At 63.4% G+C, this 14563-nt stretch carries 13 protein-coding genes and 3 tRNA genes; 9 read left to right on the top strand and 7 right to left on the bottom strand.

Translation table 11 applies throughout. The features are described from left to right. Nucleotides 1–19 precede the first annotated feature (19 nt). The 4 genes from GV035_RS13460 to GV035_RS13445 all read right to left on the bottom strand — a co-directional run bounded on the left by GV035_RS13460 (nt 20) and on the right by GV035_RS13445 (nt 3390). Nucleotides 20–1036: a flippase-like domain-containing protein gene (locus GV035_RS13460; protein WP_159835568.1), complete on the bottom strand. Its 1017-nt coding sequence runs from the start codon at nt 1034–1036 to the stop codon at nt 20–22. Next, entirely contained in the window at nt 1033–1845 is an 813-nt protein-coding gene (locus tag GV035_RS13455) for a HalD/BesD family halogenase (RefSeq protein WP_159835567.1), read from the bottom strand. Before GV035_RS13455 ends, GV035_RS13460 begins: the two co-directional genes overlap by 4 nt. After that, nucleotides 1842–2564 carry a CDP-alcohol phosphatidyltransferase family protein gene (locus tag GV035_RS13450; protein ID WP_159835566.1) on the bottom strand — a complete coding sequence of 241 codons (723 nt, stop codon included), beginning with the start codon at nt 2562–2564 and terminating at the stop codon, nt 1842–1844. The genes GV035_RS13455 and GV035_RS13450 overlap by 4 nt, the downstream gene beginning before the upstream one ends. A 118-nt stretch (nt 2565–2682) precedes the next feature. Beyond that, entirely contained in the window at nt 2683–3390 is a 708-nt protein-coding gene (locus GV035_RS13445; protein ID WP_159835565.1) for a DUF4136 domain-containing protein, read from the bottom strand. Between the two features lie 179 nt (nt 3391–3569). On the opposite strand from GV035_RS13445, the gene pepN reads away from it, so the two are divergent. The 5 genes from pepN to GV035_RS13425 all read left to right on the top strand — a co-directional run bounded on the left by pepN (nt 3570) and on the right by GV035_RS13425 (nt 9226). Continuing rightward, entirely contained in the window at nt 3570–6296 is a 2727-nt protein-coding gene (gene pepN, locus GV035_RS13440; RefSeq protein ID WP_159835564.1) for an aminopeptidase N, read from the top strand. A gap of 161 nt (nt 6297–6457) precedes the next feature. Then, a complete protein-coding gene (locus GV035_RS13435) occupies nt 6458–7477 on the top strand; it encodes a class 1 fructose-bisphosphatase (RefSeq protein WP_159835563.1) in 1020 nt (339 codons plus the stop codon). A gap of 53 nt (nt 7478–7530) precedes the next feature. After that, a tRNA-Thr gene (locus GV035_RS13430) sits at nt 7531–7606 on the top strand. A 640-nt stretch (nt 7607–8246) separates the two neighbouring features. Further along, nucleotides 8247–8396 (top strand): hypothetical protein, encoded by a 150-nt coding sequence (locus tag GV035_RS29115; RefSeq protein WP_175939762.1) that lies wholly within the window; start codon nt 8247–8249, stop codon nt 8394–8396. 227 nt (nt 8397–8623) lie between these two features. Next, nucleotides 8624–9226, top strand: coding sequence for a chorismate mutase (locus GV035_RS13425; protein WP_159835562.1), 603 nt, complete (start codon nt 8624–8626; stop codon nt 9224–9226). Between the two features lie 2 nt (nt 9227–9228). Here the strand turns inward: GV035_RS13425 and GV035_RS13420 are convergent, their stop codons facing one another. Further along, nucleotides 9229–10377: an exonuclease domain-containing protein gene (locus GV035_RS13420; protein ID WP_159835561.1), complete on the bottom strand. Its 1149-nt coding sequence runs from the start codon at nt 10375–10377 to the stop codon at nt 9229–9231. A 653-nt stretch (nt 10378–11030) separates the two neighbouring features. Here GV035_RS13420 and GV035_RS13415 point away from each other — a divergent pair. Together GV035_RS13415 and GV035_RS13410 are read left to right on the top strand one after the other, a co-directional pair. After that, nucleotides 11031–11270, top strand: coding sequence for a hypothetical protein (locus GV035_RS13415; RefSeq protein ID WP_159835560.1), 240 nt, complete (start codon nt 11031–11033; stop codon nt 11268–11270). A gap of 522 nt (nt 11271–11792) precedes the next feature. Beyond that, nucleotides 11793–12965 (top strand): porin, encoded by a 1173-nt coding sequence (locus GV035_RS13410; RefSeq protein WP_159835559.1) that lies wholly within the window; start codon nt 11793–11795, stop codon nt 12963–12965. Nucleotides 12966–13046: 81 nt separating this feature from the next. Here the strand turns inward: GV035_RS13410 and greB are convergent, their stop codons facing one another. Next, entirely contained in the window at nt 13047–13598 is a 552-nt protein-coding gene (gene greB, locus GV035_RS13405) for a transcription elongation factor GreB (RefSeq protein WP_159835558.1), read from the bottom strand. A 156-nt stretch (nt 13599–13754) separates the two neighbouring features. Here greB and GV035_RS13400 point away from each other — a divergent pair. Together GV035_RS13400 and GV035_RS13395 are read left to right on the top strand one after the other, a co-directional pair. Then, nucleotides 13755–13831 (top strand) — tRNA-Arg (locus tag GV035_RS13400). Nucleotides 13832–13927: 96 nt separating this feature from the next. Then, nucleotides 13928–14004: transfer RNA gene (locus tag GV035_RS13395), tRNA-Arg, on the top strand. A 66-nt stretch (nt 14005–14070) separates the two neighbouring features. Here the strand turns inward: GV035_RS13395 and GV035_RS13390 are convergent. Further along, a complete protein-coding gene (locus GV035_RS13390) occupies nt 14071–14562 on the bottom strand; it encodes a phage protein NinX family protein (RefSeq protein ID WP_159835557.1) in 492 nt (163 codons plus the stop codon). Between the last annotated feature and the right edge of the window lies 1 nt (nt 14563).

Below are 14563 nucleotides of genomic sequence, written 5' to 3'. Positions count from 1 at the left end.
TGTTCCCTTCGAGGGTGAATCAGTCGATATCCGGCACGCGCGCAAGACGACGGCGCTGCCAGCCTTTTTCAACGAAATGCAGATAGACGATGCCCGGCACGCCGAGCAGCAGCTCGCGGGCGCGTTTGGCGAGCGAAAGCGCGAGCGCCGTTTCCGGCGGCAGGCCGACGAGGCGCGCGAGCAGCAGATAACCGCCCTCCTGCACGCCGAGCGAACCCGGAATGGCGAAGGCCGCGCCGCGGATGGCCTGGCCGAGGCTTTCGAGCAAAAGCGCCTCGGTCCAGCCGACCGGATGCCCGAGCAGATCGAGCACGAGCCACACTTCTCCCGTGCCGACGATCCAGCCCAAGAGGCTCAGGCCGAAGCTCCCCGCCACCTTTCCGCGCTCGCGATACAGCGCGTGAACGGCGGTATCGACGGCTTCGGCGCGCGTGACGAGCGACGACCAGTCGCGCTTCTTCGAGAAACGCGCGGCGATGCCGGACGCGAAGCGCATCGCGCGGCCGAAGAGACCGCGCCGCTGCGCGATGTAGAAGCCGAAGATCATCGCGCCGATCACGCCGACGACCGCGAGAACGACCACCGACACGACCGTGGACGAACCGCCCGCCGCGTAGCCCGTCAAGAGGACGACGCCCACTAGCGCGAAGATGAGTTGCGCGACGGTTTGCATCGTCGTGCTGATGGTGATGACGGCGGCGGCGTCGCGGGCGCGCATGCCGCGCTGCGAGAGATGGCGCACCATCAGCATCGGCCCGCCGATCTGCCCGGCGGGCATCAGGCTATTGACCGATTCGCCTACCCAGCGCGCGAGCAGGGCGTCGCGCAGCGTGACATCGCGTTCGTCGCGCGAGAAGAGCACGCTGATCGCGCCGGCGTCGAGCACGAGCGGCGCGAAGTGGAACGCGGCCACCGCGAGCAGTCCCCAGCCTGCGGCGGCGAGCGTCGACGCCACCGAGCCGAAGCCTTGCCAGCCGAGCAGCGCGATGAACAACACCGCGCCGATCGACAGCAGAAACGTGCCCGCGCGACTCATGCCTGTCCGTTCTTGCCGCCTTTGCGGCGAAAGACCTGCCTGAACCCGAAGTACGCGATCGAGTCCTTCATGTTCGAGATGAAACGCTGGAACGGCCGCATTTCCGGGTTGGTCACGTACTCGAACGTGAGCGACACGCGCATCTCGTTTTCGCCGAGCGGCGTGACGCGATGCCTGAGTTTGTCGCCGTCGAAAAACACCAGCGCGCCCGGCGGATACTGCACGGAACCCGGTTCCGGCGCCACGTTCGGCGTGCGCGTGTGCAGTTCGTAGTCGAGACGGCAGGACGAATCGTCGATCACGCCGAGCAGCATGGTGTAGCGCCGGCCGTTGTAGTAGGACGTGTCGTAATGCCAGCCGATGTGATCGCCGGGGCGCGTGTAGAAATACAGCGCGTAGGCGTGCGGATCGTCTTCGGGCGAGAGTTGCAGCTTGTCGCCGCTCACCGTCTCAAGCCACTTGATGAGCGCCTCGGAGCGGTACAGGTCCGCGATGAAGGGCGCCAACTTGTCGAGCGTGTGACGGCTCACGCTGCCGCCCGCCTTGTGGCCCGGCAGGTAGTTGCGGTTCACGGCCGGCATCACGTCGTGCACGGCGGCAATCAGGCGCTCGGTGTAGTCGCGCGGAAGGAAATCGTCGAGATAGAGGAAGGAGCCCTGCTTCTCGTAATCGGCGTGCAGCCTGGACGCGGGCAGCGACGCGAGACGCGCGTTGAGCGTCGCGTCGATGTCGCGCGGTGACGGGCGGCTCGCAGCGTGCGCCTGCGCGTGCCGAGGATGCTGGTTGACCGGGGTTGCCGTATCGCTCATCTCACCGCCTGAAAATCGTTGCCGTCCTTGCGCGCAGCGTGCGCCGTCTGGGTGGCTGCGTGTACCGTCGCTTCGGCGCGCACGCGCCGCGTCACCCTCCGATAATCGAGCGCGACGTACACGGCGAACAACGGCGCGCCGATGGCCGCCGCGACCAGAAACGGCGTCATGCCGTTGAGCACCGTCACGAGCGGCAGCAGATACAGCACGTCCTCGGTTTCGAAGCCGCCCATCGAAGCCTGCTTGGTGCCGGACTTGCCGACCATCGACTCGATACGCATGCGCAGGAAGAAAATGAGCGCGACCGCGAGGCCCGCCACGCCGCCGAGCCACTGCGCGGCCGTCGCGAACGAAGGATGATGCACCGCGACGTATCCGCCGATGCCCGCGAATAGGAGCACGGTCACGAGCGCGTCGCACGCAAGGTCGTAAAAGTGTCCGATCTTGCTTGACTGACCGCTGATGCGCGCAAGCTCGCCGTCTGTGTGATCGACGAAATTCGACAGCGCGATCAGGAGCGCGCCGAGCGAGCACAACCAGAAGTCGCCGAGCGAAAGGCAATACGCGCCGCCAAGCCCGATGGCGAGGCGAACGGTCGTCAGATGGTTCGGCGTGACGGGCGTGCCGACGAGCGGCGTGACGAGGCGGCGGGCGAGCCGGGCGTCCCATGTGGCGGGCTCGGGAACGGCTTTCGGACGGGGCGGACACGGTTTTGTCATGACCGCGAATATATCGCTTATTGACCGCCGCTGCATATATTGCGGCGCGTTCGCGGCGCGGCGCAATGCCCTGTCCGGCCGCGTTCCGGCGTGCCGCGAGCGCGTTTGCCGCGCCGTGTCATTCCACCGTTTTGGGTGCGGGCGCGGCCCCGTTCGGATTCGTATCGACCGATGCCGCCGTCTCGTTGCCGATGCCGCCGTTCTTGTCCACCGGCAGCGTCACCGTGCGCACCGTGCCATTGCCGAGCGGGAAGCCGGCGAGCGCGCTACGGGCAAGATACGGCATCGCGCGATAAAGCGAGGCGTCGTCGGTCGAATTGACCGCCGTCACCTTGTAGACCTCGCGTCCCGTCGAGCGGTCGGTCATGCGGATCTGCAGCGCGTGGATATAGACCGGGTAGCTCTGGTCCACGTAGCCCGTCGGGCCCCACGGCCCGTAAGGGCCGAAGCCGCCCCACGGACCCCAGAACGGACGGCCGTAGTAGCCGTACATCGGCCAGGGATCGTAATAGACGGGCTGTCGCACGGTCACGAGGTCGCCGCGCACCGAGTACGCGAGCGCCACCTGATAGCGCGCGCCTGCTTCCGGCGCCTGTTTGAACGCGTATTTCGCCAGCTCGCTCGCGACGAGCGTTTCGTACGTCCTCTGCTCGATGCTGTTCTGCTGCTCGTCCTGGCGCGCGAAGGCATAAGTGCGCGTGCTGTCGCTGCCGGTCCAGTCGGAGAACGCGGTCACCTGCGTTTGCACGTAGGTCGTGCAGCCCGCGAGCCACAGCGCGCCGAGCAGGCAGGGGGCGCGCATCAGCCGATGTATCGAAAGATTCATGGTCATCCTCGTTTCGTGGACTGCGCTTCCCGGCGGGGAACGGCGGCCGTTCATCGCGATACTCCCCGCCGCCCGATTCACGACCGCCTAGCGTTTTGTACAATGGTTCGACCTGCCGAGCCCGCATTCGTGCCGCACGCCGTGCCGCGGGCCGCCACTCTCACCGAGAAGATCTTGCCATGTCCAACACGCCCGCACCGACCGCATCCGCTGTGATCCGCCGCGAGGACTATACGCCGCCCGCTTTCCTGATCGATTCGGTCGCGCTGGAGTTCGACCTCGTGCCGTCGCGCACGGTCGTGAAGAACACCATGCGCCTGCGCCGCAACCCCGACGCGCCCGGCGATGCGCCGCGCCTGGAACTGATCGGCGAGCAGCTCGAATTCGTGCGTGCCGCGATAAACGGCGCCGCGCACGCGGTTGTGCAGACTAGCGCGAACGGCCTGTCGATCGGCGGCCTTCCCGGCGACACGTTCGAACTGAGCATCGAGAGCATCTGCAATCCGGAGCAGAACACGACGCTCTCGGGACTCTATGTGTCGAGCGGCAACTTCTTCACGCAATGCGAGGCGGAAGGGTTCCGGCGCATCACGTACTTCCTCGACCGTCCCGACGTGATGGCCACCTACACCGTCACGCTGCGCGCCGACAAAGCGGCGTATCCGGTGCTGCTGTCGAACGGCAATCTGATCGACGAAGGCGATCTGCCCGATGGCCGCCACTTCGCCAAGTGGGAAGACCCGTTCAAGAAGCCGAGCTATCTGTTCGCGCTCGTCGCGGGCAAGCTCGTGGCGCTGGAAGAGCGCATCAAGAGCGGCTCCGGCAAGGAAAAGCTGTTGCAGGTGTGGGTCGAGAAACACGATCTCGACAAGACGCGTCACGCGATGGACTCGCTCATCCACTCGATCCGCTGGGATGAAAGGCGCTTCGGGCTGGAACTGGATCTGGACCGCTTCATGATCGTCGCGGTGAGCGACTTCAACATGGGCGCGATGGAGAACAAGGGTCTCAATATCTTTAACACGAAGTACGTGCTCGCCAACCCGGAAACGGCGACGGACACGGATTTCTCGAATATCGAGGCGGTGGTCGGCCACGAGTATTTTCACAACTGGACCGGCAACCGCGTGACGTGCCGCGACTGGTTCCAGTTGAGCCTGAAGGAAGGGCTGACCGTGTTCCGCGATCAGGAGTTCTCGGCCGACATGGCCGCCGGCGACGCCGATGGCGCGGCGAGCGCCGCCGCGCGCGCGACGAAGCGCATCGAAGACGTGCGCGTGCTGCGGCAGATGCAGTTCGCCGAGGACGCCGGCCCGATGGCGCATCCCGTGCGCCCGGAGAGCTACGTCGAGATCAACAATTTCTACACGATGACCGTCTATGAGAAAGGCTCGGAAGTCGTGCGGATGTATCAGACGCTCTTCGGACGCGACGGCTTCCGGCGCGGCATGGACCTCTACTTCCAGCGCCACGACGGCCAGGCCGTAACCTGCGACGACTTCCGTCAGGCGATGGCCGACGCGAATCATCGCGATCTTGCGCAATACGAACGCTGGTACAGCCAGGCGGGCACGCCGCGCGTCAGCGTCCGCGCGTCGTACGACGCCGCCAAGAAGACGTACACGCTGACACTCGCGCAAGGCTACGGCGAGACCTCCGAAGCCGCCCGCGCGACGCAAAAGGGACCGCTCTTGATTCCGTTCTCGGTCGGTCTGATCGGCGCGAACGGCGCGGATTTGCCGCTGCGTCTCGAAGGCGAGAAAGAGCCGAGCGGCACGACGCGCGTGCTCGAATTCACCGAGCGCGAGCAGTCGTTCACCTTCGTCGATGTCGAAGAAGCGCCCTTACCGTCGCTGTTGCGCAATTTCTCCGCGCCGGTGATCGTCGAATTCGACTACACGAACGAACAGCTCGCGTTCCTGCTCGCGCACGACAGCGATCCGTTCAACCGCTGGGAAGCCGGCCAGCGCCTCGCCACGCGCGAGCTTCTCGCCCTCGCCGGGCGCGCGGCGAAGGGCGAGACGCTTTCCATCGGCAACGAAGTCATCGCGGCGTTCGCGCAGGTGCTCGACGACACTTCGCTCACGCCCGCCTTCCGCGAACTCGCGCTGATGCTGCCGTCGGAGAGCTACCTCGCCGAGCAGATGAACGTGTCGGACCCCGCCGCCGTCCACGCGGCGCGCGTGTTCCTGAGCCGCCGGCTTGCCTCGCAGTTGCGCGACAAGTGGCTCGCCGTCTACGAGGCGAACCGCACGCCGGGCGAATATCGTCCGACGCCGGAAGACGCCGGCAAGCGCGCGCTCAAGAATCTCGCGCTCGCTTATCTCAGCCAGCTCGACGATCCGAGCGACGCCGTGCGTCTCGCGCAAAAGCAATATGACGACGCGAACAACATGACCGACCGCTCCGCCGCGCTTTCGGCGCTGCTGCTCGCGAGCGCGACCGCAGGGGCGGACGCGAGCGTCGCGGACGCCGCGCTGGCCGACTTCTATCGCCGCTTCGAGAAGGAGGCGCTCGTCGTCGACAAGTGGTTCGCGCTTCAGGCGACGCAGCGCGGCGGCGAGCAGCGCAAGGTGATCGAGGTCGTGCGCCAGTTGATGCAGCATCCCGCGTTCACGCTCAAGAACCCGAACCGCGCGCGCTCGCTCATTTTCAGCTTCTGTAGCGGCAATCCGGCGCAGTTCCATGCTGTCGACGGCTCGGGCTACGCATTCTGGGCCGAACAGGTCATCGCGCTCGACGCGCTGAATCCGCAGGTCGCCGCCCGGCTGGCGCGCGGCCTCGAGATGTGGCGGCGCTTCACCCCGGCCTTGCGCGAAAAGATGCACGCGGCGCTGAACGAAGTCGCGTCGAAGGCGAAGTCGCGCGACGTGCGTGAGGTGGTGGAAAAGGCGCTGGCGGCGTAATCGCTGTTCAGCGGCAGGCGTTGCATCCGATGGCCGTCGCGCGATGTTTCGCGCGACGGCCATTCTTGTTTATGGCGGCGACGGCCGGTGCTGTCACATGGGCGAGCAGGATCGAGCGGTTAGAATCGTGAATATTCGTCTAACGCTCACCGGAGCCCAGTATGTCCTCCATTTCAAGCCGCACCACGCTCACCAAGTACCTCATCGAGCAGCAGCGCGAACACCAGAACCTGCCGGCCGACTTGCGTCTTCTGATCGAAGTCGTCGCGCGTGCCTGCAAGCAAATCGGCTATCAGGTGAGCAAAGGCGCGCTCGGCGATGCGCTCGGCTCCGCCGGCAGCGAAAACGTTCAGGGTGAAGTGCAGAAGAAGCTCGACGTGCTCTCGAATGAAATTCTGCTCGAAGCCAACGAATGGGGCGGCAATCTGGCCGCGATGGCATCGGAAGAAATGGAAAAGATTTTCCCGATTCCGAACCGCTATCCGAAGGGCAACTATCTGCTGACGTTCGACCCGCTCGACGGCTCGTCCAATATCGACGTCAACGTGTCGATCGGCACGATCTTTTCGGTGCTGCGCTGCCCGGACGGCGCCGAGCCGTCGGAAGCGGCGTTCATGCAGCCGGGAACCGCTCAGGTGGCTGCGGGGTATGCCGTGTACGGGCCGCAGACCGTGCTCGTGCTCACCGTGGGCCACGGCGTCAACTGCTTCACGCTCGACCGCGAGCTTGGCTCGTGGGTGCTGACTCAGCGCGACATGCAGGTGCCGACCGAAACGCGCGAATACGCGATCAACGCATCGAACAGCCGCCACTGGTACGAGCCGGTGCAGCGTTACGTCAACGAGCTGAACGAGGGCAAGGACGGCCCGCGCAAGGAAGACTTCAACATGCGCTGGATTGCGTCGATGGTCGCGGATGTGCATCGCATCCTGACTCGCGGCGGCATCTTCATGTACCCCGCCGACAAGCGCACGCCGGATCGTCCCGGCAAGCTGCGCCTCATGTACGAGGCGAACCCGATGGCGTTTATCGTCGAACAGGCGGGCGGCGCCGCGACGAACGGCGAGCGGCGCATTCTCGATATCGTCCCGACGAGCCTGCACGAGCGCGTGCCGGTGTTCCTCGGCTCGAAGAACGAAGTGGATCGCGTGACCCGCTACCATCTCGAAAAGAAAGTTTGATTCAGGGTATTGCCAAATCGAGAATGAGCTCGCTATAATCTTGTTTCTCTGATGCCGGAATAGCTCAGACGGTAGAGCAGCGCATTCGTAATGCGAAGGTCGGGGGTTCGATTCCTCTTTCCGGCACCACAAGATTCAGCAGCAATCAAAACCCCGCGTTCATGCAAATGACGCGGGGTTTTGCTATTGGTCTTCCGGAACGCCTGTCTCCAGATCGCCCTCTCGCCGCGAGTGCGCTTTTGTGCATCGCGCATTCACTGCGCTTTCCGTGTGCGCTCTTTTGCGTTGCGCGGCGCGATTACGCAAAAGCGTTTCGCATTCGGACAACCGGCTTCGCTAATTCGCGCCTTATGTGCGGTTTCGTACCACAACGAACCATTTTCCGCTCCGCACCATGCAGCGTCAACGATGGTTTCCCGGTATCGTTATATCCATAGAGGAAAGGCTAAAGTTCAGCGAGCGAGGAGCGGCGCCGTGCGCCCGCGCGCCCCTGGCAGGACGGGGCTTTCCACTAGGTTGGCAGCTTGGTCCGCTGCGTAGTTTTTGCTAAAACTAAAGTGGATGAAATCAGCCGACAGCGGAATTTACCGACCGCCGCACGAACGATCATTCGCGGGATTGAAAGCCCGCGTTTGCCGTTCAAGCTGAAGCAACGCCGATCCGATAACGCATATACAAGGAACACGTTATCGGTCTTTGCGCCGCCTGCAAGAAACGCGGCAGGCGCAATCGCCAGCAATCGAATGTAGATGACACCAAGGAGAGAATCATGGACGCCAAACCGACGAAAATCCCGACGCCCGACAAGGTGCATTGTCCGGACCCGGAGCCGGTAGCGGTCGAGTTTCTCGCGACCGAACTGCCGGAGCACGTGCGCGCGTTCTTCGACGAGCAGCGCAAGCTGGCTTCGGTCAAGTAGGCGGCCGCACTGAGCCATCACGCCGCCGTCGTGAACACGACGCCCGGTGCGCGCGGCGCGCCCGGACTTCGCCGTCCGCATATGGCAGACGCCAGGATGCTTCACGCCCTCTTCTTCTGAACGGCAGCGGGCGCACGCCTCGCTCCGTTTGTCTGTTCGTCCGATTCTCAGCCCGCCCTCTATCGCGCCTGCGCTATGCTGGCGCTTTTGCGCGAGCCGCCCAGACGATGCGCCATCGATCGCCCCTCTCTTCTCTCTCGCACCTGACTATCGCCTTGGCGCTGCTGCTCGCGGCCGGCGCGCCCGCGCACGCAGACGGCGATGACACTGCCTTCACCAACCTCGTCGCGCTGGTTTCGCAACGCCTCGCGCTGGCCGAACCGGTCGCACGTTGGAAATGGGCGCGCCACGAGCCGATCACCGACGCGCCGCGCGAAGCCGCGTTGCTCAAGCAAGTCGACGAAAGAGCGCGCGCTGCAGACCTCGATCCGGAATTCGCGCAACAGTTTTTTCGCGATCAGATCGATGCGAGCAAGGACGTGCAGAACGCGTTGTTCGCGAACTGGCGCGCATTGAAGGCCGCGCCCGAAAGTTCGCCGCCCGATCTCGCCAATGACACGCGCCCGAAGCTGGATCGCCTGACCGGCGCGCTTCTGGGCGCGCTTTCGCGCGTCGAGCCGATGCGTCACGCCGACGACTGCCCGCTGCGCCTCGCGGAAAGCGTCGCGCGCTGGAAGCATGTCACGCGCTATGATTCGTCGATGAACGCGCCGCTTTCTCATGCGCTGTCGCATGTCTGCGCGGGCGGGGGCGTCGGCGCGGTTGGCTGACGCTAGGAGGTTGCGGTGGCGAACGCGTCCTGCCGCAGCGCCGTGAACGCGAGGCCGCGCGCCAGGCGCTCGCCGAGGATGCGGTAGATCGCGAGATCGAACGACGCGGGTTGGCTATTCGCGCGGAGCTCTCGCGCTTGCGGCAGCGTCTCGGCGGTGCCGAAATACTGCCAGTTGTCGATCACATGCCAGGCGCGCTGACCGGTCGCCGCATCGCGCTCCTCGATCGCGATGGCGCCCGCGTGCGGCCACGGCATGCTGCGCGCATCGCCCGCGCGCGACTTCGGCGCGCGATTGAGCGACGGACGAAGCGTCGCGATCATCTGCGCTTCGGCAAGCATCGCGCCGATTTCGCCGCCTGTCGCCCGCCATTCGACGCGCCGCACGAGCGCGGCCAAGCGCAAGTCCTTCGCCGAGCGGCGCGGTCCTGTCAGATGCGAGCGCACGCGCTGTCGCAGCCGCACGCTCCGGCCTACATGGATCGGTGCGTCGTCGTCGCCGAAAAACACATACACGCCGCAGCCCGCCGGAATGCGCTCAATGGTGTCCTCGTCAATCTGCGCCGCGAGCCGGAACCGGCGCGTCACGCGTTCCACGTGCGCGCTGAGCAATTCCGGCGCGTGCGCCCGATGCAGATGCTGCCAGAACTGCCACAGGAGATCGGCATCCGCGAGCGCGCGATGGCGTGCCGTGGGCACGAGCGCGTGACGCTCGACGAGAGCATCGAGGCCATGCCGCGTTTCGGCCGGATAAACGGCTCGCGAAAGCTGAACCGTGCATAACACGTCCGGCACGAAGCGCATGCCGATTCGCTTGAACTCGCCTTTCAGAAAGCTGTGGTCGAAGTGCGCGTTGTGCGCGACGAACAGCCGCCCGTGCATCCGGTCGAGCAAGCCGGCCGCGAGTTCGGCGAAGGTGGGCGCATGGCGGACCATCGCGTCGTCGATGCCGGTCAACTGCTGAACGAACGCGGGAATCGGCCGCTCCGGATTGACGAGCGACGTCCACTGCGACACGCCGTGCGGCCCAGCCTCCACGATTCCGATCTCGGTGATGCGATCGACGCCGAACGTACCGCCTGTCGTTTCGAGGTCGACGAAAACCAGCGGTTCAGAGGGTAACGCGAAGTCGGGAGGCGGATGAAGGTGCATCGTGGAGGAGCGGTGCGGCGGATTCAGGCCGTGCAATATGGTTGCGAATTGCCCATTCTAACGCACGCGTACTTGAAAACGCGGCAACGCCGAACGCGCGTGTATCGGCAATTCATTGATCAACTTGAGGGCGTCGGCCGTAAGTATTTTCACCGATTTACCGCGATATTATGAAGCCGCCGCGACGCAGACTTATGCTTCGCGCGCTTTATTTAGCTCACGTTCTCGCGTTTGCAATCTCGGACAAACCCCGACTCACAAGACCGCGACTCCTTTACTGCTCGGACATTTGTTGTGTTAGGGCATGGCCGCATGCATGGCAGGCAGCAGGGCCTCGGAGCGGACCCCCTCGGCCCCGCGCGGGACCGGCGCTGAATTATTTCATGTTCAATTCGGGTATTAACCGGCGTATAAAATTAACGCGGTTTCCGTTCGTTTGCCCTTTCGAATTAATCTGCGGTCAGGCAGCAAGATTCGCGACTGCTTCTCGCTCCGTCTCGGACTTAATACCGATTCTTCACATTCGAAAATACAACCGTCGTCAGCAATGTAAATCGCGCCACGAAGCCGTAAGTGTTAACTCGACTTACCCGATTCTCTATGCGAGCGCATGATCGAATCAGACTGTAATGCAAAGAGTCGGAGGGCTATCGATGAATCACTTAATGCGTCTTGCGCAATGGCTAAAATCGTTCGCCAGTTCGTCGATTGAAGCGGACGCGTCGTCGGTATCGCCTCTTGCATTCGAGCCTTCATGGCATGGCGATCACTGGCAGAACTTGTTGTCATCGCCGATGGATGCCCGCCGCTACGTCGTCGAAGACTGGGCGACGCCGCTCGACAACGACGTGGTAGCGAAGCCGCAAGAAGCCGCCGAGCTCCCCACGCCCTGACCGCAGCATCCGACCGACAAAAAAAAGCGCGACCGGAAGGCCGCGCTGACAAAGTTTGGAGATCTTTTCCGTCAACGAAAAAGTCTGCTTCGAAAAGCAGAAATGACAGTATAGCGATGGCCTTCGCAACTATTACCTTTACTGCGCGCAATCTTCTCTTGCCGATTTCTCAACAATCGATTTTCTAGACTTTTCTCATTGCGCGTTCGCCCAAATCCTGTCGCACATGCGCAACGCAGTCGTGTTGACACTTATCCACTCACCATTTTATTCCCGCATAAACCTCTGAAAACAAAAAGAAAAAGGGCTCCCCGCCGATCATTGCTGATCGGAGAATGATTTATTGCGGAAACTGGAACGTCCCTCCTGTAACACCGTCTTTACACTTCGTCTGGTCCGGAAACAAATGTGTCGCTGTCTGCGATACGTTGCTCGTCCGATCGCGCCTCTCGCAGCCGGTCGCAGCGGGGTTTCCTCAAAGCCTGGGTTCCTTAGGCCCAATCAGCTCTCGGAGTTACAAAGATGAAAAAGACTCTCATGGTCGCAGCCCTCACGGGCGTCTTCGCTACCGCAGCTCACGCGCAAAGCAGCGTCACGCTGTACGGCCTGATCGATGCGGGCATCACCTACACGAACAACAACATCGTTCCGGGCAGCGGCGGCCAAGGCCACAGCAACTGGAAGGCGACGAGCGGCTCGGTCAACGGCAGCCGTTGGGGCCTGCGTGGTTCGGAAGACCTGGGTGGCGGCCTGAAGGCAATCTTCACCTTGGAAAACGGCTTCAACATCATGAACGGCACGAACAGCCAAGGTGGTCGCGAGTTCGGCCGTCAGGCGTTCGTCGGTCTGTCGAGCAACCAGTTCGGCGCCGTTACCCTCGGCCGTCAATATGACTCCGTGGTCGACTTCCTCGGGCCTCTCGCTCTGACGGGCACGCAGTACGGCGGCACGCAGTTCGCCCACCCGTTCGATAACGACAACCTCGACAACACGTTCCGCGTCGACAACTCGGTCAAGTACACAAGCGCGAACTACGCTGGCTTCAAGTTCGGCGCGATGTACGGCTTCTCGAACCAGGCTGGCGGTTTCGCCAACAACCGCGCGTACAGCGCAGGCGTGTCGTATAACTACGGTCCGTTGAACGTCGCTGGCGCGTACTTCCAGGCGAACAACGCCGGCACGGTCAACGCACTCACGGGCGTTCAGACGGCTGGCGCGATCACGGCTGACCAGACGCCGTTCGCGTCGGGCCGTCAGCGTATCTTCGGCGGCGGCTTGAACTATGCGTTCGGCCCGGCGACGGTTGGGTTCGTGTTCACGCAGACGATGTTCGACAACGGCGTCGGTCTGACGAACGTCGGCACGCAAGGTCTGGGCGCTGTCGGCCTGGGCAACAGCGCGCGCTTCCAGAACTACGAAGTGAACGGCCGCTACAACCTGACGCCGGCTCTGTCGATCGCGGGCAACTACACGTTCACGGACAGCCACATCGGCGGCGAAAAGCCGAAGTTCCACCAGTTCGACTTGCAAACGGCATACGCGCTGTCGAAGCGTACCGACGTCTACCTGCAGGGCGAGTACCAGCACGTGACCAGCACGGGCGGCCTGAACATCGGCGCGACGATCAACGGCGTTGGCCTGTCGTCGACGGAGAACCAGGTTTCGGCAACGGTTGGCGTTCGTCACCGCTTCTAAGCCGCAACGGCAGTTCTGCTTGTCAAAAAGCCGCTCTTCGGAGCGGCTTTTTTTCGTCTATCGGCCAGCGCGACGCGCCCTTCAGCGCGGATACCGCACGTCGAGAATATCGATTTGCTGCACGCCCGCCGGCGTATGGAGCGGCACGGTATCGCCGATTCTCGCCTTCAGCAGCGCCCGCGCGACCGGCGAGACCCAGCTCACGTGCCCGCGGTCCAGGTCCACCTCGTCGACGCCGACGATGGTGACCGTATGCACGATGCCGTCGTCGCCGGCGTAGTCCACCGTCGCGCCGAAAAACACTTGGTCGACGTTCTCCTGCTTGCGCGCATCGACCACTTCGGCGAGATCGAGCCGCTTCGTCAGGAAGCGAATGCGCCGGTCGATCTCTCGCAGGCGCCGCTTCCCGTAGATGTAGTCGCCATTCTCCGAGCGGTCGCCATTCGACGCCGCCCACGACACGAGCTTGACCACTTCCGGGCGCTCGTTGTCGAGCAGTTGCAGGAGTTCGTCACGCAACCGCTGATGGCCCGCAGGCGTGATGTAATTCTTGGCGCCCGCAGGTACGTCGGGGTGCGCGAGTTCGAGATCGTCGTCGCTCTCGTCCGATTCTTTGACAAATGCCTTGTTCATGGTGCAAACCGATTCCAGATTCCGCGAATGACGCTCGTCGCGCGTGTTAGACGTTTCTAGTTGTCAAGTTACCATGACGCGCGCCAGCCGCAGCCATTTTTCGGTCAACGGCTCTTCCTTTTTCAAACAGGCTTGGCTATAATTCCGCTTCTGCGTGCGGCTGTAGCTCAGTTGGATAGAGTACTTGGCTACGAACCAAGGGGTCGTGGGTTCGAATCCTGCCAGCCGCGCCACTTATTTCGGTGTTCTGCCTCGAAGCGGAGCACCAGGCGCTTAACCAAAAGCGCGTTGAAGTCACCTGGCAGTATCGTTGTTGTACCGTTTTGCGTGCGGCTGTAGCTCAGTTGGATAGAGTACTTGGCTACGAACCAAGGGGTCGTGGGTTCGAATCCTGCCAGCCGCGCCACCTTCGAAGGGCCTTCCATCCGGAAGGCCCTTTTTGTTTTGGCCGGGCTTGTCGTGGCGCTTGTCGTCAGGGGCGTGGCGGCGATTTAATATCGCCGATGCGCGCGTTGGGCGCGGGCACGTCCTCCGCCGATGCAAACGCCGTCGGCTCGCTGATCGCTTCCGCGCGCGTGCCGAGCAAGGTCTGCGGATGCCGCAAGTAGACATCCTCGACGCACTCGCCGAACGCATGCCGCACGAACGCGCGCAGCAGCGCGATGCGTAGCGACGGCCCTCGCGCGTGCACCGGCTCGCCGTCCTTGCCGAACGTCGCCGTGCATTCCACTTCGCCGCGCCCGACGTCGCTCATTTCCAGCCGGCAGGCACGCTCCAGCACGACGGACGCTGCTTCCCACGACGTCGACGGCAAAAAACGCCCGTCCCACGCCTTGCCGCGGTCGTTGCCGCGGATCGAGAGCGTCTCGCCGCTGTCGGTGAAGTGAATTTCTCTGATGAAGTCGTGAAGGCCGCGCGCCACCCAGTAATCGAGCGTGGGGCCTTCGAGGTCGGATGTATTCATA

Source organism: Burkholderia sp. 8Y, from assembly GCF_902506145.1.
In the GTDB taxonomy this organism is placed as follows: domain Bacteria; phylum Pseudomonadota; class Gammaproteobacteria; order Burkholderiales; family Burkholderiaceae; genus Caballeronia.
This window is presented reverse-complemented; position numbering and strand designations above follow the sequence as displayed.

Excerpts from the sequence above, each read along its gene's own strand:
- GV035_RS13420 (WP_159835561.1), bottom strand. The coding sequence starts at position 10,377 with ATGCACCTTCATCCGCCTCCCGACTTCGCGTTACCCTCTGAACCGCTG.
- pepN (WP_159835564.1), top strand. The coding sequence starts at position 3,570 with ATGTCCAACACGCCCGCACCGACCGCATCCGCTGTGATCCGCCGCGAG.
- GV035_RS13445 (WP_159835565.1), bottom strand. The coding sequence starts at position 3,390 with ATGAATCTTTCGATACATCGGCTGATGCGCGCCCCCTGCCTGCTCGGC.
- GV035_RS13390 (WP_159835557.1), bottom strand. The coding sequence starts at position 14,562 with ATGAATACATCCGACCTCGAAGGCCCCACGCTCGATTACTGGGTGGCG.
- GV035_RS13450 (WP_159835566.1), bottom strand. The coding sequence starts at position 2,564 with ATGACAAAACCGTGTCCGCCCCGTCCGAAAGCCGTTCCCGAGCCCGCC.
- GV035_RS13435 (WP_159835563.1), top strand. The coding sequence starts at position 6,458 with ATGTCCTCCATTTCAAGCCGCACCACGCTCACCAAGTACCTCATCGAG.
- GV035_RS13425 (WP_159835562.1), top strand. The coding sequence starts at position 8,624 with ATGCGCCATCGATCGCCCCTCTCTTCTCTCTCGCACCTGACTATCGCC.
- greB (WP_159835558.1), bottom strand. The coding sequence starts at position 13,598 with ATGAACAAGGCATTTGTCAAAGAATCGGACGAGAGCGACGACGATCTC.
- GV035_RS13410 (WP_159835559.1), top strand. The coding sequence starts at position 11,793 with ATGAAAAAGACTCTCATGGTCGCAGCCCTCACGGGCGTCTTCGCTACC.
- GV035_RS29115 (WP_175939762.1), top strand. The coding sequence starts at position 8,247 with ATGGACGCCAAACCGACGAAAATCCCGACGCCCGACAAGGTGCATTGT.
- GV035_RS13415 (WP_159835560.1), top strand. The coding sequence starts at position 11,031 with ATGAATCACTTAATGCGTCTTGCGCAATGGCTAAAATCGTTCGCCAGT.
- GV035_RS13455 (WP_159835567.1), bottom strand. The coding sequence starts at position 1,845 with ATGAGCGATACGGCAACCCCGGTCAACCAGCATCCTCGGCACGCGCAG.
- GV035_RS13460 (WP_159835568.1), bottom strand. The coding sequence starts at position 1,036 with ATGAGTCGCGCGGGCACGTTTCTGCTGTCGATCGGCGCGGTGTTGTTC.